This is a genomic window from Nocardia sp. NPDC059228 (assembly GCF_042754245.1).
GTDB lineage: Bacteria > Actinomycetota > Actinomycetes > Mycobacteriales > Mycobacteriaceae > Nocardia.
Map to the genome: position 1 here is coordinate 67,383 of NZ_JBHZAL010000005.1, position 18,920 is coordinate 86,302.

The 18,920-nt window shown below is 69.6% G+C and carries 20 protein-coding genes; 11 read left to right on the top strand and 9 right to left on the bottom strand.

The window, feature by feature from the left end:
- Positions 1 to 1,119, bottom strand: a complete 1,119-nt coding sequence (locus ACFXKA_RS10560) for a hypothetical protein (protein ID WP_379426973.1) — start codon at positions 1,117 to 1,119, stop codon at positions 1 to 3.
- On the bottom strand, positions 1,116 to 2,636 hold the full coding sequence (locus ACFXKA_RS10565; RefSeq protein ID WP_379427211.1) for a hypothetical protein: 1,521 nt from the start codon (positions 2,634 to 2,636) through the stop codon (positions 1,116 to 1,118). The genes ACFXKA_RS10560 and ACFXKA_RS10565 overlap by 4 nt, the downstream gene beginning before the upstream one ends.
- A gap of 148 nt (positions 2,637 to 2,784) precedes the next feature.
- On the opposite strand from ACFXKA_RS10565, the gene ACFXKA_RS10570 reads away from it, so the two are divergent.
- Positions 2,785 to 3,354, top strand: a complete 570-nt coding sequence (locus ACFXKA_RS10570) for a lipoprotein LpqH (protein ID WP_354835579.1) — start codon at positions 2,785 to 2,787, stop codon at positions 3,352 to 3,354.
- A gap of 104 nt (positions 3,355 to 3,458) precedes the next feature.
- A complete protein-coding gene (locus ACFXKA_RS10575) occupies positions 3,459 to 4,247 on the top strand; it encodes a hypothetical protein (protein ID WP_379426974.1) in 789 nt (262 codons plus the stop codon).
- An 83-nt stretch (positions 4,248 to 4,330) separates the two neighbouring features.
- Here the strand turns inward: ACFXKA_RS10575 and ACFXKA_RS10580 are convergent, their stop codons facing one another.
- Positions 4,331 to 4,900 carry a YbhB/YbcL family Raf kinase inhibitor-like protein gene (locus ACFXKA_RS10580; RefSeq protein ID WP_379426975.1) on the bottom strand — a complete coding sequence of 190 codons (570 nt, stop codon included), beginning with the start codon at positions 4,898 to 4,900 and terminating at the stop codon, positions 4,331 to 4,333.
- A gap of 28 nt (positions 4,901 to 4,928) precedes the next feature.
- Positions 4,929 to 5,798: an alpha/beta hydrolase family esterase gene (locus ACFXKA_RS10585; RefSeq protein WP_379426976.1), complete on the bottom strand. Its 870-nt coding sequence runs from the start codon at positions 5,796 to 5,798 to the stop codon at positions 4,929 to 4,931.
- Positions 5,799 to 6,268: 470 nt separating this feature from the next.
- On the opposite strand from ACFXKA_RS10585, the gene ACFXKA_RS10590 reads away from it, so the two are divergent.
- Entirely contained in the window at positions 6,269 to 7,063 is a 795-nt protein-coding gene (locus ACFXKA_RS10590; RefSeq protein ID WP_379426977.1) for an SAM-dependent methyltransferase, read from the top strand.
- Between the two features lie 415 nt (positions 7,064 to 7,478).
- Here the strand turns inward: ACFXKA_RS10590 and ACFXKA_RS10595 are convergent, their stop codons facing one another.
- Complete coding sequence (locus ACFXKA_RS10595; protein ID WP_379426978.1) at positions 7,479 to 8,306, bottom strand: helix-turn-helix domain-containing protein; 828 nt, start codon at positions 8,304 to 8,306, stop codon at positions 7,479 to 7,481.
- A gap of 150 nt (positions 8,307 to 8,456) precedes the next feature.
- Between ACFXKA_RS10595 and ACFXKA_RS10600 the strand changes: the two genes are divergently transcribed.
- On the top strand, positions 8,457 to 8,588 hold the full coding sequence (locus ACFXKA_RS10600) for a hypothetical protein (protein ID WP_379426979.1): 132 nt from the start codon (positions 8,457 to 8,459) through the stop codon (positions 8,586 to 8,588).
- An 18-nt stretch (positions 8,589 to 8,606) separates the two neighbouring features.
- On the opposite strand, the gene ACFXKA_RS10605 is transcribed toward ACFXKA_RS10600, so the two are convergent.
- The gene (locus tag ACFXKA_RS10605) at positions 8,607 to 9,590 is read right to left on the bottom strand and encodes a cyclase family protein (protein WP_379426980.1); all 984 of its coding nucleotides are present in this window, start codon (positions 9,588 to 9,590) and stop codon (positions 8,607 to 8,609) included.
- A gap of 90 nt (positions 9,591 to 9,680) precedes the next feature.
- On the opposite strand from ACFXKA_RS10605, the gene ACFXKA_RS10610 reads away from it, so the two are divergent.
- The 4 genes from ACFXKA_RS10610 (at position 9,681) to ACFXKA_RS10625 (ending at position 12,172) form a co-directional block, all read left to right on the top strand.
- The gene (locus ACFXKA_RS10610) at positions 9,681 to 10,115 is read left to right on the top strand and encodes a T6SS immunity protein Tdi1 domain-containing protein (protein ID WP_354835595.1); all 435 of its coding nucleotides are present in this window, start codon (positions 9,681 to 9,683) and stop codon (positions 10,113 to 10,115) included.
- A gap of 45 nt (positions 10,116 to 10,160) precedes the next feature.
- On the top strand, positions 10,161 to 11,330 hold the full coding sequence (locus ACFXKA_RS10615; RefSeq protein WP_379426981.1) for an alpha/beta hydrolase family protein: 1,170 nt from the start codon (positions 10,161 to 10,163) through the stop codon (positions 11,328 to 11,330).
- A 75-nt stretch (positions 11,331 to 11,405) separates the two neighbouring features.
- A complete protein-coding gene (locus ACFXKA_RS10620) occupies positions 11,406 to 11,753 on the top strand; it encodes a DoxX family protein (protein ID WP_379426982.1) in 348 nt (115 codons plus the stop codon).
- Positions 11,754 to 11,779: 26 nt separating this feature from the next.
- Entirely contained in the window at positions 11,780 to 12,172 is a 393-nt protein-coding gene (locus ACFXKA_RS10625; protein WP_354835602.1) for a nitroreductase/quinone reductase family protein, read from the top strand.
- A 9-nt stretch (positions 12,173 to 12,181) separates the two neighbouring features.
- Here the strand turns inward: ACFXKA_RS10625 and hutU are convergent, their stop codons facing one another.
- Positions 12,182 to 13,831, bottom strand: coding sequence for a urocanate hydratase (gene hutU, locus ACFXKA_RS10630; protein ID WP_379426983.1), 1,650 nt, complete (start codon positions 13,829 to 13,831; stop codon positions 12,182 to 12,184).
- Positions 13,828 to 15,372: a histidine ammonia-lyase gene (gene hutH / locus ACFXKA_RS10635; RefSeq protein WP_379426984.1), complete on the bottom strand. Its 1,545-nt coding sequence runs from the start codon at positions 15,370 to 15,372 to the stop codon at positions 13,828 to 13,830. The genes hutU and hutH overlap by 4 nt, the downstream gene beginning before the upstream one ends.
- 158 nt (positions 15,373 to 15,530) lie before the next feature.
- Between hutH and ACFXKA_RS10640 the strand changes: the two genes are divergently transcribed.
- Complete coding sequence (locus ACFXKA_RS10640; protein WP_354835607.1) at positions 15,531 to 16,322, top strand: SAM-dependent methyltransferase; 792 nt, start codon at positions 15,531 to 15,533, stop codon at positions 16,320 to 16,322.
- Positions 16,323 to 16,370: 48 nt separating this feature from the next.
- Here the strand turns inward: ACFXKA_RS10640 and ACFXKA_RS10645 are convergent, their stop codons facing one another.
- Positions 16,371 to 17,411 carry a hypothetical protein gene (locus ACFXKA_RS10645; protein ID WP_379426985.1) on the bottom strand — a complete coding sequence of 347 codons (1,041 nt, stop codon included), beginning with the start codon at positions 17,409 to 17,411 and terminating at the stop codon, positions 16,371 to 16,373.
- A gap of 122 nt (positions 17,412 to 17,533) precedes the next feature.
- Here ACFXKA_RS10645 and ACFXKA_RS10650 point away from each other — a divergent pair, with 122 nt between their 5' ends.
- Both ACFXKA_RS10650 and ACFXKA_RS10655 read left to right on the top strand, forming a co-directional pair.
- Entirely contained in the window at positions 17,534 to 17,887 is a 354-nt protein-coding gene (locus ACFXKA_RS10650) for a hypothetical protein (protein WP_354835611.1), read from the top strand.
- A gap of 1 nt (position 17,888) precedes the next feature.
- Positions 17,889 to 18,905 (top strand): alpha/beta hydrolase, encoded by a 1,017-nt coding sequence (locus ACFXKA_RS10655; RefSeq protein WP_379426986.1) that lies wholly within the window; start codon positions 17,889 to 17,891, stop codon positions 18,903 to 18,905.
- Positions 18,906 to 18,920 lie beyond the last annotated feature (15 nt).

Here is an 18,920-nt window from a genome sequence, read left to right on the forward strand (position 1 = left end):
TCAGTAGTCCGAATCCGCCTCTGCGGCCGCGATTTCGGCGAGCAAGGGAGACAGCGGCCCGGAATGGTCGGCGGCCGGGTCTACCGCTGTGCGGAGCCGGGCGGCCGCGAAGTCGCGGATCTGCCGGCGCAGGGCGGCCGCGGTGCCGGTGGCCGGGTCATCGGCCGGGGCCGGGCCGGCCTCCGGATCCGGCCCGAAACCGGGGACGTGGATGGCCACCCGGACGGCGGAAGCCGTTGCGGGCAGCACGGATTCGCCGATCCAGGTGTCGTCGGCGGCCCGAAGTTCGGTGTCGAGTTCGCCACGGCCGGTATCGATGCGGGCCCAGGGCCGCAGGTGGGCCGGAACCGCATCGGGCAGGCCCGGGTGCGCCGCCACCGCGATGGCCACGCTGGTCGCTCCGGCGTCGCGGACGAGTTCCCAGGACACCGCGGATTCGGAGGCGTCGACCAGCCCGGGCGGGCAGCGGCGCCAGTCCCACCCGCCGGTGCCGCGGGCCAGTACCAGGGTGCCGCCGGACCGGGCCTCGTCACCGGCCGCGAGGGCATAATCCGAAGCGCGCAAGGATGTTTCGAGATAGGTGGGAGCCGGTGGGGCGAGCGCGTCCGCGCCGTCCACCAGCAGTTCGCACTCCTCGGTCAGCAGGGCGATATCGCGATCGAGCAGCGCCGGGTCGAGGTCGGCGATGCCGTCCAGGGTTGACGCCGGCCACCACCGGGATGCCCAGTGCGCGTACGCGAGTCTGCGGGCGCTGACGGCCTGGGACCGGAGCACGGGAGCGGCGGGCACCTCGACCGGGCGCTCGTCCGCGGCCACCGCCGGAACCGGCTGCTCGTCCGCGGTCGCCACCGGCCCGTCCGGCCGGACGGAGTCGAGGGCCAGGGCGGCGGGTTCGCCGTAGAGCGCCCACACCCATTCCTGCGCGGCATCCACATCGTCGATCAGCGCCGCCGGAAGTTCCTGTCCGGCAAGCACACTCCAGATGAGGTGGCCGCCGACGACCTCGAGCACCATGGAGTCGGGCCCAGGGGCGGCGTGCAGGGCGGCCGGGTCGCCGACCGGGACTATGCCGCGTAACCCGTCGGGGTAGCGGTGGATCGTGACCGCCGAGTTCGTCATCCCACCCTCGATTCCAGATCGCCGGGCTCGGCCGCCGCGCCGGCGGCCAGGGCCCGTTTCACCCGCATCCGGTGGTCCAGGATCACCGACCGGGCCACGCCGTCCAGCAGATCCCAGAGTTCGTCCACGGCGTACACCGGGAACTCACGTACGTCCCGCCCGTGCAGTCGCGCCCAAAGTCTGCGCAGGTAGGGACGCCACGGCACGCGTAGATCCGCCGCTATCGCCCCCAGTGGACCGTCGACCGCGTCCACCCGCACCGCCATTCGCCGCGCCTGCAGCACATAGGCCTCGCGCTGCCATCGCCCATTGATCAACCGCGCCGCCGCACCGTCGCTCGAGGGCGCGCCCGGCCGGGTCGGACCGGCTGCGGCACTGGTCAATCCGGCGACGGCGCCCGTCACCCCGGCCGCGGTACCCGCCAGCCCGGTCGAGCCGGCGAGCAGCCCGGCGGCCGTGCCGGTCAGGCCGACGGCCGCGCCCAGCAGACCGGTGGCCGCACCGGCCAGGGTGACAGTGGATCTGGGAGCAGGGGCGGCGTCGCCGTCCGGGGCGTAGCCGATGGGAAGCGATGCACCGAGGGGGCGGAGGTCGACCGCCAGGGTGGCGCCGGTGGCAGCGGCCACCCGGAGGGATTCGTCCAGTAGGGCCCAGGGTGCGCAGGCACGGGCGATCTCGGCGGCGACCAGTTCGGGGATCGCGGGCAGGTCGGACCGTTCGCTGGAGGCTTGCAGAACGGTGAAGACGCGCTCGTGGATGGTGCGGTCCAGGGGCAGGCCGAGGGTGGCGGTGGAGGCCGAGAAGCCCACCTGCGGCGGGAGCGGGAGGGGGTACAGCGTGAGACCGAATTCCTGTGCGGTGCAGCCTATTTCATTGAGCCACAGCCGGATTCCGGTGTGAGTGCCGACGTATGCGTCGATGACGGCGTCGATATCGGCGGGGTCACCGGCGCTGTCGAATCTGGTTGCGGCGCAATGCTCCAGGAGTCCGGCCAGCAGCTCGGAGTGGTCCGGCACCTCAGTCAGCGGGCGCCGTCGCCAGGCGGTCTGGATCAGTTCGGTCAGCTCGCCGACCCGGGCCGGTTCGGACAGGTATTCCTTGAGCGCCTGGGTGGTGCGGCCGGCGGCGAGCCCGTGGATCTCGCGCAGCGCGGCTTCCGCGGCGGGGCGGTCGCCGACCGGGTCCGGCGGGCCCGAGACGGTGGCGAGTTCGAAGCAGCGCTGGAAGTACAGGTCCTGGGCATTGCCCTCGGTGATCCGCAGCGCCCGGCGCGTCTGCTTGAGCAGTGTGAACCAGGCCGCAGTGGCGCGCAGGACATCGGCGGCGGCGTGAATCCGGGTGGCCAGCAACACCGCTCCGTCGGCGGAGAGCATCGAGCCCGCGCACTGCGGGTGCTGAACCGGGCGGATGACCAGCGGATCCAGGATCAGCTTGACGGTCCGCCGCAGGGGTCCGCCGTGCGGTCCGCTCAAGGGTTCGACCCCGTCGAGGCGGCGCCACACCTCATCCAGCACCATGGCCCGCGGTCGTCGCATTCGCCCAGGTTAGCCCAGTTCCACCGCCTTTCGCGTGCCGGAAGTTGGGATCGGTAGGCCGGGTGCCGATTTCTACGGTTCTGGCATCGGTTCCACCACGGAGCCAACATCACGAGAACGAGGAATGACCATGAACTCCAAGCCCGTCCGCCTGACCACCGCCGTCCTCGCCGCCACCGCCGCGGCGGCACTGCTGGTCACCGGTTGCTCCAGCAACTCGAGCAGCTCCAAGTCCAGCCCGACCACCACCGCCCCCGCGGCCACCTCCGCCGCGGCCACCTCGGCCCCGGGCTCCGCGGCCCCCGCCGGCGGCGCGTCCTCGGCCTCGGTCGGCGGCAAGGCGATCACCGCCAAGTTCGAGACCACCTGCGCCAAGCAGGGCGGCAATCTGGCGCTGGCACTGACCGACAGCGGCAACTCCACCTACGGCACGCTCAGCGCGAGCGCCACCATCACCGGCGACACCACCGTGCAGGCGGTCGGCATCACCGGCACCAAGGGCGGCGACAACGGCCAGCCGTACGCGATCGGCTTCGGCAACGGCATGCCGGGCGGCAACGCCAAGGTGACCAAGAGCGGCAACACCTACACCGTCACCGGCGAGGGCGTCGGCACCCCCGATCTGTCCAACCCCATGGCCGGCCCGAAGACCGAGAAGTTCGAGATCGTCTTCGCCTGCAGCACCATCGTCGGCGGCTGAGCCGGTCCGTCCACCGGCCCCCGACGCGGGGCCCTGTTCTTCCCGCTCGTGCCACCGGGCATGAGCGGGCTCCCCTCCCCACACGTCTCCGATCCGGAAAGCTCATGAAGAACCAAATCCGCTACGCAGCACTCGCTCTCGGCGTCCTGGCCATCGGCTACTACCTGTGGCACGGCCTCACCTCCGACAGCGTCTTCGGCTGGGTCGGCCCGCAGATGGCCCTGCCGATCATCGCCCTGACCATCGTCCCCATCGCCTTCGCCTTCACCGGCGACGGCATCATGTCGGCCTTCACCGGCAACAACAGCTCCCAGTTCCGCAATGGCCTGGTGGGTCTGGGCACCGTCGAGGGTGTCCGCCAGACCGGCGTCTACCTCAACGAGCAGCCGCAGGTGCGCATCGACTTCCGGGTCGAGGGCGCCGACGGCAAGGTCTTCGCCTCGCACGCCAAGATGATCGTGCCGCTGACCCAGCTGGCGCTGTTGCGGCCCGGCGTGGTGCTGCCGGTCCGCTACCTGCCCGACCGGCTCGAGAAGGTCGAGGTGGACATGTCCGGAGATACCTCCGCGGCGCAGGAGGCCATGAACGCGGCCAACATCCGCAAGGGCTTCACCACCCCCGCCAAGCTCGATATCGCCCGGCGCGGCATCGCGGCCCAGGCCGTGGTGCGGTCACTGTCGGTGCCCGGGGAGATCCGCGACGGCCACTCGCGGCTGGATCTGGTGCTGGTGGTCACCCGCCCGGACGGCAGCACCTTCGAGACGCGCACCGAGAAGTTCCTGCCCCCGGCGGCGGTCTCGATGGTCCAGGTCGGCCGCGTGGTGAACGTCCACTATCTGCCCGAGAACGAGCAGGAGGTGGTGCTGTCGCTACCGGTCAACACCGCCAACTGACAGTGGTATCCGAAAAGAGCAGAGCCGCAGGCCCATCGGGCCGCGGCTCTTCGTCATTCCCGAGGTGTCCTTGCCGTACCCGGTCAGGGACGTTCGTAGAAACCGTCGATCCGGCCCCGGGCGTGCGCCCTGGCAGCGGCGAGTACCGCGCGCGGCTTGGCCGATTCAGGAGCGCCGCCGCCGCCGGGGATGGTGACCGGTTCCGTCAGCGCGAAGACCTGGAAGACGTATCGGTGCGGCCCGTGCCCCGGGACCGGACCCGGACCCAGGTATCCGCGCCCCCAGCTCGAGCGCAGCACCTCGACACCGTCGATGGTGGATCCGGAAGCCAGTGCGCCACTGGGCAGTTCGTTGATCTTCGGGTCGAGCAGTGCGAGCGCGTGCACGAACGGACCGCCGAACGGCGCGTCCTGATCCTCCACCACCAGCAGCAGCTGGGCGGTGTCCGCGGGGACTCCCGACCAGGCCAGTGCGGGCGACAGGTCCTGTCCCCCGACCCGTTTCATGGCGTGCCGGACATCGAGCGCCGCCTCGTGCTCGAAATCCGTGCTGGTCACCTCGAAAACGTCACCCGCTGCCAGATTCGGCCGGCACCAGGCCAGGTCCTCGGGCGCGGCGCGCCGGTTCCGCAGCAGTCTGCCGATGATCGCCATTCCGTTCTCCTTGTGGCGGATAGAGCTTTCAGAGCTTGCGGGCGTCCGCTGACAACAGCAGCGGCTCGGCGAAGCGCCAGATCTGCTCGGCGGCATCGAATTCCAGCGACACGGCCGAGCCCGGGCTGCCGGCCCAGCGTTCCGGCACCGGTGTGCCGGGCCAGGTGTGGCCACCGCCGAAGACCGTCCACTCGGATACCACGGTGCCGCCGACGCCCTGGCTCACCGTGGTGCGGGTCGACCGGTCGGTGGTGACGGTCTCCCCGGGCCCAGTACAGCCGTCGAGCTCGCGCCAGTACCGCGCGGACTCCGCCAATCCCCTGGTGCCGCCCCGTGATTCGCCGTTCGGACCGAGATGCCGCGAGTAGCCGCCGGTGATCGGCACCACCGGATCGGCGTCGCCGTTGATGAGCATGGCCGACACCGCGTGCCCGGGCCGGATCCCGGTCAGCGCCTCCGGCAGCCCGCCCGCCACGGCGGCGAAGACCGCCACCCGATCGCCGGCCTCGAGGGCCATCCGGTGCGACATGAACGCACCGTTGGAGATGCCGGTGACGACCGCGCGATCGTCCTGGGTGTCGAATTGCGCAGCGCACCAGCCGATCACGGCCCGCAGGAAGGCGATATCGTCCACGCCCGCCTCGTCCGCCGTGGTGACCCCGCGACCGTCGGCCCAGCAGCCTTCCCACCCGTCCGGGTAGGCGACCCCGATCCCCCACTCGTCGGCGTGCCGGGCGAAGCTGGTCCAGTCGTACATGAGCCGCTCGGTCGCCGACGGCCCCTGGTTTCCGTGCAGCACCACCACCAGTGGCGCGTGCTGCCGCCGAGGTGGGCGGACCCCGAAGGTCCGGCGCAATCCATCGATGCTCAGTTCGCCTTCGACCAGGTCAGCGGCCACAGTCGTCCCTCCTGCCAGGACGGCGCGGCTTGATGTCCCGCGAACCGAACCCATGTTCACCAAGTGCGGCTGTCATGGTAGTTCAAGTCGATTGTCCGGCTGGACCGGATATTCCGGCGGCGCGAGGGCATGCCTGTCGAGCAATCCACTCCCACCCCCTGTGTCGAACTACCAAGGGGCCCCAACCCGAGGCGTCAACACTGAACCCTCAACCCGACCCAACCCTCTGATCCCGCACCGTCGACGAACTCGACCTGGGAGGAGATGTTGGCCGACGGGCCTGCGCGCAGTGGACCGAGTGTGCATGTTCGGCCGATCATGGAAGCTGCTTTGGCCCAATATGTTCGGACTATTAGACGGGCTGGGTTGCGCTATGTAGCGTCGGAGGACGCCGGAGGTGCACGACCGGGTCGGGGGCGGGTAGCACTGCTGGTGTGGGGCGTTGCATCGACGAGGGAATGGAATTCGACGTGAACGAGACCGGACCGGTGATCCGTACCGATATCCCGCATTCGGCGCGGATCTGGAATTTCTGGATGGGCGGCAAGGACAACTACGAGATCGACCGGGAGGTCGGTGAGCAGAGCCTGAAGATCGATCCCGACATCGCGACCATGGCGGTGCAGTCGCGCGAGTTCCTCATCCGCGCGGTCCGCCACCTCGCCCGCGAAGCCGGGATTCGTCAGTTCCTCGATATCGGCACCGGTCTGCCCACGATGCAGAACACCCATGAGGTCGCCCAATCTGTGGCGCCGGAAGCCAAGATCGTCTACGTCGACAACGACCCCCTGGTACTCGCCCACGCGCGCGCGTTGCTGACCGACACCACCGCTGAGGGTGTCACCACCTATATCGAGCGCGACTTCCACGATCCCGAGCAGATCATCGCCGAGGCCCGCACCGTGCTGAACTTCGACCAGCCCATCGCGGTGATGTTCATGGGGGTGCTCGGGCACGCCCGCACCTACGACGACATGCTGCGGATCGTGCGCACGGTTGTGCAGGCAGTACCGTCGGGCAGCTATCTGGTGCTGTGGGACGGCACCACCGACAGTCGGCCGTACGTGGAGTTGTGCGAGGAATACGCCAAATCCGGTGGCGTCCCGTACTACCCGCGTACCCAGGAGCAGATCCGGGCAGCCTTCGACGGCCTGTCCTTCGACGAGCCCGGGTTCGTGCGCATCACCGAATGGCGCATCAACCCCGCCCGAATCGGCGAACCCGCCCCGATCGCCGCCTACGGCGGCCTCGCACACAAGGCGTGACCGTCCTGCACTCGGAGCAGGAAAGGCACCCGCAGCCGGCAGCCACACTCCGCGCCCGGCGCTCCGCATGGCAACGCCCACAACGTCATCCGTGTGCACCGACGCGAAACAGGAAGACTCACGGGCGATGGTGAGACCGGCGATCTCATTGGCGAGGACCGTCGACATCACCGTGTGCCGCAAGGGATCACGCCCGATGAACCCGGCTACCCGCCGCTGGAATTCCACCGGATCGCTCGTCATCTCCACCCGCACCGGCCCAACCTAACGCGACGATCCGAGAGGTCACAGCCGAATCGCCCGGCAATCAGAAGATTCCCGAAACGATCTGTCGTGGTGGCCGTGCCGATACCGCACCGCCGGATTCGAACAGCATGCCGCCGGGGTCGCGGTGATGCTTCGCCTCGGGCCGGATCTATTGCCCGGTGAGATCCAGGCGGAACTGGGTGGGGGTGGTGGCGGTGTTCGCGCGGAAGAACTTGGTGAAGTTGGCCGGGTCGTCGAAGCCGAGGCGGCGGGCGCATTCGGCGGTGGTGACCGGCTCGTGGGCGAGCAGGCGTTTGGCTTCGAGGGTGACGCGGGCGTTCAGGTACTGCTTGGCGGTGGCGCCGATGGCCGATTGCACGGCGCGCGAGAGGGTGCGGGGCGAGTAGCCGAGTTGGGCGGCGTACCAGGCGACTTCGCGGGTTTCGGAGTGGTACCGCTCGGCCAGGCGGGCGAAACGGTCGAAGAGATCGGTGGGGTCGGGCAGGGCGGGCAGACCCGCGGCCAGCCGGAGCGTCACCGCGCTGAGCAGGTGGTGCAGGATGGCCGTGTTCGGCGGATCGACGGCGTATTCACTGGTCAGATGTTCGAAGGCGGAGTCGGTCAGGGGATTCGCGGTCACTAGCGGGGGTGTGGCCGGGGACGGCAGGTGTCCGAGGGCCGCGGCGGGCACCAGTTCCGAGCGGCACAGGATGAGATCGCCCTTCAGCTCGGCGATATCGTCCCAGCGGTGGGTCCAGCCGGGACGGATCCAGGCGACCGTGTCCGCGGCCAGGTCGTGCGCGACGAAGTCGATGGTCATACGCCCGCTTCCGGCGGTGCAGCGGGCCAGGATGTGGAAGTCGCCGCGGATCACCTCGCGGCCGGCGGCCACCGGCATCCGGCGCAGCTGGTCGAAGGTCAGCAGTTCGAGACCGGTGGGCGAACCGGCCGTCGGCGCGTACTGCAGTGTCCGGATGGGCTGACCAATTTTGACCATGAGCGGTGCCGAATCTACCGGGCCGGCCCGCGTTCCGGGCCGATACCGCCGAGCCTCGTCCCGACGTCCCGGGTGGTCTGCCATCGTGGATATCCGGAATAGATACCGCGCCTGCCCGTCCGGCCCCTGGCGGCGGGCTTCCTGGTCGTCATGCTGGTCTTCCTGTTCCCGGCCAACGTCCGGGCGGCCCGCGCCGACCTCGGCATCAAGTCGATGCCGCTGCCGCTGCGGGGCCTGACGCAGGTGGTCTTCATCGCCGCCCTGGTGCTGGCGGCGTTCTGAAAGGTGTTCCCGGCCCGTCTATTTGATGGCGATGGGACTGATCGGGCTCCCCACCGCACCTGGGATCCGCAGGGCGGGTGCGCACAGCAGGAAGTCGTGGACGCCGTCCTCGACGCAGTCGCGGGCCAGGGCTTCGAGGTCCCAGATCTCGCCGAGCGGCAGTCCCATGTCGCGCAGCGCGAGCATGTGCAGCGGCATCATGACGTCGTCCTCGGGGCGCATCACCTCGACGGCCGGATTGTCCACCGCGACCGCGGCGATGTCGTGCTCGTGCAGCCATTCCGCGCAGCGCCAGCTCAGGCCGGGGCTGCCGCTGAACCATTCTGCGGCCCTGCGGGTTTCGAGAAATCGGGTCCACCAGCCGGTGCGCACCAGCAGGATGTCGCCGGGGCGCAGCTCGACGTCCTGCGCGTCCGCCGTCGCCTGCAGGTCCTGCGGCGTGACGACGGTCCCCGCCTCGAGCCGATCCAGGTTGTGGTGCCGGGCCACGTCCAGCAGCACGCCGCGGCCCACCACGCCGCCGCGCTCGGCGACGTGTTCGATGCCGAGCTTGGCGGCGCCGAAGCTGGTGACGGCCGCGGCCGGATAGCCGTTGTAGAGCAGGCCGTCGTAGTACACGTGGGAGAGCGCGTCCCACTGCGTGGCCGTCTGCAGCGGCATCATGATGTAGTCGTCGTTGTAGCGCATCGGGCCGGCGGCGTACATGCCCGCCACCTGTGCCTCGTTCCGGCCGCCCCAGCCGTCCAGGGCGGTGGCGAGGCCGGCGTCGCCGCCGTCCACGGCCATGAGGTGGATGGGGTTGCGCCGGAAGCCGCTCGAGCCCTGCGGTCCGTACGCGTCGAACGGGATGCCCAGCTGGATGGTGCGGCCCGCGCGTGCCCGGGTCGCGGCAAAGGCGATGCGGTCCGGGGTCAGCAGGGTGCCGAGCTGGTCGTCCTCGCCCCAGCGGCCCCAGTTGCGGACGCGCTCAGCGACTTTGCGCCATTCTTCGGTCACGGGCACCTCCACTACGACGGGTGATTCGATCTTCACTCGGTGCGGCCGGACCTGTCGAGGACCGGTCCCGGTCGCCGGTCTGGTTGGATGGGCGCAGTGACCAGCGTTCCCTTCCGTTTGATCGGCGACCAGCGTATGGACCGGGTGATGCCGGCCTGGGCCGAACACTATCCGCAGTTCGACACGGTGGTCGGCTACTCGGATCTGGGGTGCGCGTTCCTGATGAGCAGCCGGACCGGCGAGTACGGGATCCTCGATCCGTACAGCCCCGGCGTGAAGCCGTACGGCGTCTTCACCGAGATCACCGAGTTCGTCAGCCGGGTCCTGTTCGACCCGAACGTCATCACCTATGTCCTCCAGCCGGGGCACGTCGCCGAGATCCGCCGGCGCCTGGGCCCGCTCGCCGACGACGAGGTGTACATCGCCACCCCGTACCCGTTCCTGGGCGGATCGGAGACACCGGACGCGTATCAGAAGGGCGGCGTCTGGGTGTTCTTCGATCTGGTGGCGCAAGCCCACGGGATGGAATGACGGCGGTATGGTCGGGGGGTTGCCCGCCGAAAGGGAGTGATGGCCATGCCGATTCGTCGCAGGTTCGCAGCCGCGGTCCGGCAGGCCGCACTGGCCGCGGGCATGCTGAGCGCCTGCGCCGCGCTGACCGCCACCCTGACCGTGACGGCGGCGCCGGCCACGGCCGACAACAATGATCTCGGGCGGCTGAGCGGGATCGAATTGCTCAATGGCGCATGGTCTTTCGACAGGGCCGCCGGGTCGCTCGGCTTCACCTACACCACCGTCGATCAGCGGGAGAGTCCGGCCCGGGCCGGCGCGGCGCTGTATCTGCCGTCGGGGCTGCCGCCGCAGGGTGGCTGGCCGCTGGTGGTGTGGGCGCACGGCACGACCGGGATCGGCAATGACTGCGCGCCCTCGCATCGGCCACAGTCGGATCGAAATCGCAGCTATTTCAACCAGATTCTGGACCGGGGCTACGCCGTGCTGGCGCCCGACTATCAGGGTCTGGGCACCGGCGGCAATTTCAGCTACTACAACACCGCGGTCGAGGGCCGCTCCATTCTCGACTCGATCACGGCCGTCCGCGGTCTGCCCGTCCCGCTGTCGGCGCACTGGGTGCTCATCGGCCAGTCCGAAGGCGCGCACGCCGTCATGAGCGCGGCCGCCCTGTACGCCCGGAACCCGGCCGCCGTCCGGGGACTCACCGGCGTGATCGCCACCGGCTTGCGCACGAATCCGGCCAAGAGCCTGCGTGAGATGTTCCGCCGCGGCACGACCGGCTCCGAGAACCAGGTCGGCTACGCGGGCTACTATCTCGCCGCGCTGGAGGGGCTCGCGCCCGGCACCGTGACCCCGTACCTGTCCGACTTCGGCAGGCAGTACGTGGAAAAGGCTGCCACCGCATGCCTTTCGGATCTGGTGGCCGCCGCCGGGGGCCGCCGTCCCGAGGCGCTCGTCGCCGATCCGGACAACCCCACCCCGACCTTCGAGGCCGACATCAGATCGCTGGTTTCCTATCAGGAGGACCTGGTCCCCGCCGATCTCATGATCGGCTACGGCACCGCCGATATCGACGTCCCCCCGGCCGACACCCCCGCCTACGGTGCCGCCCTCCAGGACCACAACCCCTGGGTGCGTGTCACGGTCACGGCCTACCCCGGCAAGGACCACAGCGGCGCGTTCCTCGCCTCCCTGCCCGACGCGCTCACCTTCCTGCAATCCCACCTCCCCTGACCCCGATGTCACTCCTCGGGCTCCCGCTTCGTCATTCGGGTAAGAGCACAGCAAACCTGAAAGGACGTGGCTCCCATGAACCTCGCCTACCACATCGTCGGTGTCGTCTCGGCCCTCTGGATCGGCTTCTCCGGGTACTCCCTGTTCACCGAGCAGCAGTTCGTCGTGGACCCGCTGATCGACTACGGCGTCCCGCGCACCTGGTGGAACTGGCTGGCCCTGGCCAAATCGGCCGGTGCGCTGGGCCTGGTGGCCGGTTTCTTCCTCCCGCCCCTCGGCATCGCGGCCGCCATCGGCCTGATCCTCTACTTCACCGGGGCCGCGGCCACCACCATCCGCGCCCACTCCTACAAGACCACCCCCTTCCCCGTGCTATACCTGGCCCCCGCCGCCGCCACGCTGGCCCTGCAATTGGCCCGGTGAGCCGCGGCCGGTGCTAGCGTCGGCCCATGCCGAGCCGACGCGATCTGCAACACGCCATGGTCACGACATTTCAGCGGAGGGTGGCCAACCCGATCCTGGGCCGCCTACCCATCCAAACCCTGCTGGAGACCACCGGCCGGGTCAGCGGCCGCCCCCGCCTCACCCCCGTCGGCGGCCGCCGCTCCGGCGCGTCCTTCTGGCTGGTCTCCGAATTCGGCACCCGCTCCCAGTACATCCGCAATATCGAAGCCGACCCCCGCGTCCGCCTCCGCCTCCACGGCCGCTGGTACACCGGCACCGCCCACCTCCTGCCCGACGACGACGCCATCGCGCGTCTGCGCACCCTCCCGAAGGCCAACAGCGCAGCCGTCCGAGTGATGGGCACCGACCTCCTGAGCGTCCGCATCGACCTGGATTGAGTCGCCGGATCAGCCCTCCCACAATGGAATTCGAATGTCCTTCGCGCGGGCGACCGATTCCGCCTCCGGGTATCCGGCGTCCACGTGGCGCAGCACGCCCGTGGCCGGGTCGTTGGTGAGCACCCGGTCGATCTTCTGGGCGGCCAGCGGGGTGCCGTCGGCGACCGTGACCTGACCGGCGTGGATGGAGCGGCCGATACCCACGCCGCCGCCGTGGTGGATGGAGACCCAGCTCGCGCCGGACGCGGTATTGACGAGGGCATTGAGCAGCGGCCAGTCCGCGATGGCGTCGGAGCCGTCGGCCATGGATTCGGTTTCACGGTAGGGCGAGGCGACCGAGCCGCAATCGAGGTGATCGCGGCCGATCACGATGGGGGCCGCGACCTGACCGTCGGCGACCAGCTCGTTGAATCGGAGTCCGGCGGACCGGCGTTCGCCGTAGCCGAGCCAGCAGATGCGGGCGGGCAGGCCCTGGAACGCGACCCGATCCCGCGCCAGGCGGATCCAGCGGGCGAGGGACTCGTTCTCGGGGAACAGGTCGAGGATGGCGCGGTCGGTGGTGGCGATATCGGCCGGGTCTCCGGACAGGGCGACCCAGCGGAACGGGCCCTTGCCCGCGCAGAAGAGGGGCCGGATGTAGGCGGGCACGAAGCCCGGGAAGTCGAAGGCGCGCTCGTATCCGGCCAGCTTCGCCTCGCCGCGAATGGAATTGCCGTAGTCGAAGACCTCCGCGCCGCGGTCCAGGAAACCGACCATGGCGCCGACGTGGATGGCCATGGAATCCCGTGCGCGCCGGGTGAATTCGTCGGGCTTGCGGCCCGCGTAGTCGTCCCAGTCCTCCAGTGCGACACCGATCGGCAGGTAGGTCAGCGGGTCGTGGGCCGAGGTCTGATCGGTGACGATATCCACCTCGACCTCGCGGCGCAGCAGTTCCGGCAGTACCTCGGCGGCATTGCCGATGAGCCCCACCGACAGTGGCCGCCGTTCGGTCTTGGCGGCGAGCACCCGGGCCAGGGCGTCGTCGATGTCGTCCGCGATCTCGTCCAGGTACCGGGTCTCGACCCGGCGGCGGGCATGCCGCGGATTGCATTCGACGCACAGCGCCACGCCGCCGTTCATGGTGACGGCCAGCGGTTGGGCCCCGCCCATACCGCCCAGACCCGCGGTGAGCGTGAGGGTTCCGGCCAGGGTACCGCCGAATCGCTTGGCGGCCACCGCCGCGAAGGTCTCATAGGTGCCCTGCAGGATCCCCTGGGTGCCGATATAGATCCACGATCCGGCGGTCATCTGCCCGTACATGGTCAGCCCGGCCGCCTCCAGGCGGCGGAACTCCGGCCAGTTCGCCCAGTCCGGAACAAGATTCGAGTTGGCGATGAGCACCCGCGGCGCCCACTCGTGGGTGCGCAGCACACCGACCGGCCGGCCGGACTGGACCAGCAGGGTCTCGTCCTCGCGCAGGTCGAGCAGGGTCCGCGCGATGGCGTCGAAGCTGGGCCAGTCCCGGGCCGCCCGGCCGGTCCCGCCGTAGACGACGAGATCCTGTGGCCGCTCGGCCACCTCGGGATCCAGATTGTTGTGCAGCATGCGCCAGGCCGCCTCGGTCTGCCAGGTGCGGGCGGTGAGCGTGTCGCCGCGGGCGGCCCGGACGATTCGGGTCATGACGAAACCCCCTGGTCGAGAAGGTGATCCGCCGCACCCGACCGCACCAGTGCGGCCACGGTGGCGATATCCGGTGCGAGGTGGCGGTCGGGCCCGGGTCCCGGCACCCGGGCCCGCACCAGATCCCGCAGCGCCCCGGTCACCGGAGCGGGCCGCAGCGGTGCGCGCAAATCCAATGCGCGTGCGGCGGTGAGCAATTCGATGGTGAGGACGGTGGTCAGCCCGTCCACCGCGCGCCGCAGCTTGCGGGCCGCGGTCCAGCCCATGGACGCGTGGTCCTCCTGCATGGCGCTGGAGGGGATGGAATCCACCGACGCCGGTACCGCAAACCGCTTCAGCTCGGTCACCACCCCGGCCTGGGTGTACTGGGCGATCATGTAGCCGGAGTCCACGCCCGGATCGGCGGCCAGGAATGCGGGCAGCCCGTGTGATCGGTGCACGTCCAGCATGCGGTCGGTGCGGCGTTCGGCCATGCCGGCCACGTCGGCGACCGCGATGGCCAGGAAATCCAGCACATAGCCGACGGGAGCGCCGTGGAAGTTCCCGTTGGACTCCACCCGGCCGTCGGCGAGCACCACGGGATTGTCGATGGCGGACCGCAATTCTCGTGCGGCGACGGTCTCGGCGTGGTCGAGGGTGTCCCGCGCCGCGCCGTGCACCTGTGGCGCGCACCGCAGCGAATACGCGTCCTGTACCCGCGGGCAGTCCTCGCCCCGGTGACTGGCCACGATCTCGGACCCGGCCAGCGCCGCCAGCATGCGCGCCGCCGACACCGCCTGTCCGGGATGCGGGCGCAGCTCCTGCAGATCCGCCGCGAACACCCGATCGGTGCCCAGCTGCGCTTCCACGCTCATGGCCGCGGTCAGATCGGCCAGGTCGAACAGCCGCCGCAGGTCCTCGATGGCCAGCACCAGCATGGCCAGCATGCCGTCGGTGCCATTGGTGAGAGCCAGGCCCTCCTTCTCCGCCAAGGTGATCGGCGCCAGCCCGTGCTCGGCCAGCGCGGGCCCGATCGGGCGCGGACCGCCGGGCCCGAGCACCGACCCCTCCCCCATCAGTGCCAGCGCCACCGCCGCCAACGGGGCCAGGTCACCCGAGCAGCCCAGCGAACCGTATTCCGGCACAACCGGAATCAGCCCGCTGTCCAGCAGTCCGGCCAGCGCCCGCGCGGTCCCGGGCCGCACCCCGGTGTGCCCGGACAACAGGGTGCGCAAGCGCAGCAGCATCATGGCCCGCACCACCTCCGCCTCCACCGGTGCACCGGCCCCGGCGGCGTGCGAACGAATCAGCGAGCGCTGCAGGTCGGTTCGCCGGGCCGCTGGTATGTGCCGCAGCGCCAGCGCCCCGAACCCGGTGGACACCCCGTAAACCGGCCGGTCACTGTGTGCCAGCGCGTCGATGTGCTGCCGCACCCGCGCCAGCTCCACCAGCGCGTCCGCGTCCAATTCCACTCCTGCGCCGCGCCGGGCCACCGCCACCACGGCCGCCCGCGTCAGGGGTCCCGCTCCCACCGGCACCCGTTCGGCTCCGATTCGAGTCATGGGCACCATTCCAGCGCTTCCGGCCGCGCAGATCGAGCACCCTCGGCCCGGTTTCGCGAGCTTTTTCCGACGCCTGGCAGGTTGCCGGTAAGCTCCGCGTTTCTCTCTGGCGTGCGCCGCGAATTGTTACGATCGGCGGGGATGTCGAGGGAGGTGCGGTGTCTGAGCTCAATCGAGCGCCGGTGGGCGTGGATCCATTCCGGCCCAACGCTGCTCGCGTGTACAACTACATGCTCGGTGGCAAGGACAATTACGACGCCGACCGCGCACTCGGCGACAAGATGCTGCAGGTCGCCCCGGACACCCGGGAGACCGCCTGGCACAGCAGGCAATTCCTGCTGCGGGCGGTGCGACGCGCGGCAGAGGACGGCATCCGTCAGTTCGTGGACATCGGCGCGGGCATTCCGATCAGCCCGAATGTGCACGAGGTGGCACAGGAGGTCGACCCGTCCGCCATCGTCGCCTCCATCGATTACGACCCCGTGGTGTACGCCCACAGCAATGCGCTGCTCACCGGCGCGCCGGGCGTCACACCCATCCTCGCGGATATTCGCGAACCGGACAAAATTCTCGAATTAGCGCGCACCGCGGGCGGAATCGACTTCTCCCTGCCGGTCGCCGTCGTGATCGTCGGCGTCCTGCACTTCGTCATGGACGACGAGAAGCCCTACGAGGCCGTGGCACGCCTGCGTGACGCCATGGCGCCGGGCAGCCTGCTGGTCATCCAGCACGCCTCCACCAATACCCACCCGTTTTTCCAGAACGCCTCCACCAGCGACACCGTCGGCAGCCCCTCCCAGGTCGACTTCCGGCCGCCGGAGCAGGTCGAGCGCTTCTTCGAGGGCTTGGAGATGCTGCCGCCGGGCCTCGCGCCCGCCAATGAATGGCTCGAAGGCGACCTCCAGCCCACCCGCCTGGTGGTCCTCTGCGGCATCGGCCGCAAGAACTGACCGCCGGGACGAAAACTGCTGCGGCGCAGGGCAACCCACTGGCACCGCTCAATCCACCGCGGCCAGCGTGTCCGCCCGCGTGACCAGCGCATCGGCGATCGGGCGAGGACGCCGGCCCAGGCCGCAGGCGCTGGCGACGCCGTCGACCGGGCGGCCCAGCACCGATTCGATGGTGCGCAGCGTCTGGATCTGCTGGGCCTCGGTCGGGCCCTCGTGCACGAAACCCGCGTAAAAGCGAGTTGCCGGCGGTAGGTCCAGGCCCGCGAGCGGGGCGTAGAACTCCGGACGGGTGGAGGGCGGAATCTCACCGGCCGCGAGCGGGCCGTGGATGAACTCCAGGGTCCGGCCCGAGGGCCAGTGCCGGGCAATGGAATTGGCCAGTTCGACCAGCGGGCGGGTATCGCGCAGTGTGGTCCGCGCCTTGTTGCGCATGCTCCCGAGACACAGGTGCACGCCGATGCGGGTGCCCTCCGGGGTGGCCGCCGCGAGATCGGCGATGCCGCGGCCCAGGCCCAGCGCCGCATCGATACGCCGGTGCAGCGGCTGGGTTTTGGCCATCAGCACCATTTCGGCGGTGGCCTCGAACTGCAGCACCACCTGGTCGCCGGCCCGCGCGCGAATGGCTTCGATATCGCGAATCATGGCATCGCGGAAGGCTTTCCGATGCCGTCGCACCCCGCCCGCCCCCATGGCGATGAAGGACATCGTGAAATCGGTCGGCATGCCCATCTGGAGTGACAGCTCGGGTAGATCCCGTTCCGCGCGTAGGGTTTCGAAGGTCGGCAGCGCTTCTTCGGCCTCGCCGCGGTAGCCGAACTCCATCATGTCTCCGGTCAGCCCGGCGTCCCGGGCGGCGCGGTGGATGGTCCGCTCTCGGCTCGACGTCCATGAGCCGCTGCGTTTCACTTCCAGTGCGCCCTGAGTAACCAGATCGTCGATGATCGGCTGGATGTACCACTCGTAGCGTCCGGTCTCCCCGGTCGGGAGCGTCCGCAACCGGGTGCCCGCACCGTCGAGCATCGCCCGCATCGCATCGCCGGTGCTCTCGGCCGGAAAGCTCCCGACGAAGTGCACATTTCGCGCGCCCATACCGTGCATGGTAGATCTTCGACCACGTTCCCGAATGCACCGTTCGCGGATCATTGTGTGGAGTATCGTCATTCGCCAGAGAATGGCCGGACTCGGAACCGCTCCTGGGAAGAATCTCGGTGATGAAGAAGCTCTATGCCCGTTTGATGAAGGCCTCATGTCCCGTCGATCCGGAGTCGATGGCGGTCAATCTTCCCATCATCCAGGGTGAGGTCGTCCCGTACGCCATGTCGGATCCGGGTGCGCGCCAGATCTTCTTCTTCCTGGACGAGCAGGACGGGACCATGTTCTCGATCACGCTGTACGACACCGAAAAAGACCTCGAACACGCCATGCGGGACGCCGACAGCGAGCACCGCCACACGACGCTGGCGCGGCTGGGCTGCACGCCCATCGACGCGCGCACGCTCGAGGTGGTGGCGGGCGCGGTCGCCGACGACGCCGCGAAAGTCGACTTCAGCCAAGGGATTTCCTGACGTGCGCACCTCGTTGCGGGCGCTGGCCGTCTGCGCGGCCACGACCCTGCTCTCCCTCACTCCGGTACTGGCGCAGGCCGATCCCACGGCCCCTGCCGATCACTGCCAGGACGTGACGTTCCCGGTCCCGCAGGGCACCATCGCGGGCACCCTGTGCCTGCCGGACGGGCCCGCGGACACGGTGATGATCCTGATGTCGGGATCCAACTACAACCACCTGTACTGGGATTTCCCGTACCAGCCCGACACCTACAACTTCCGGCGCGCCATGAACGCGGCCGGTTACGCGACGCTGGTGGCGGACCGGCTCGGCAATGGCGCGAGCAGCCGGCCGCCCAGTCTCAGCCTGACGGCCTCCGAGACCGCGGAGGCCCTGCACACCATGGTGCAGGCGCTGCGCGGCGGCTTCGCGGGCAATGCCCCCTTCACCAAGGTGGTCACCGCCGGGCACTCACTGACCTCCGGCACCTCGGTCATGGAGGCCACCAGTTACCACGATGTCGACGGCGTCCTGCTGACCGGCTACTCGCACACGCTCAGCGTGCCGGACGTGCTCGGCGTGATCAGCACCTACTATCAGGCGGTCGATGATCCCGAATTCGCCGGGCGCGGTTACGATCCCGGCTATCTGGTCACTCGCCCGGGCACCCGCGCCGCCGATTTCTATGGCGTAGCCCCGGACCCCCGGGTCGTCGCGATCGACGAGGCCGGCAAGGAGACCTTCTCCCTCACCGAGTACCCCGACGGCCTACTCTCCACCCTGCCCGGTATGTCCAGCTTCATTACGGCGCCGGTACTCATCGTGGACGGGAGCCGGGATCGCATGACCTGCGGCCCCGGTTTCGGCACCTGCACCGACACGGCCACCCTGGATGCGGCCGAGCGCCCGTACTTCTCCCCCGCGGCGAAGCTGCGCACCTTCGTGCTCCCCGACAGCGGCCATGCCATCAATCTCGCGCCGAATACGGCTGACTACCGCGCCGTGGTCCTCGACTGGATGAAGTCGCTCGCCAACTGAGATCCGTTGCGGGCC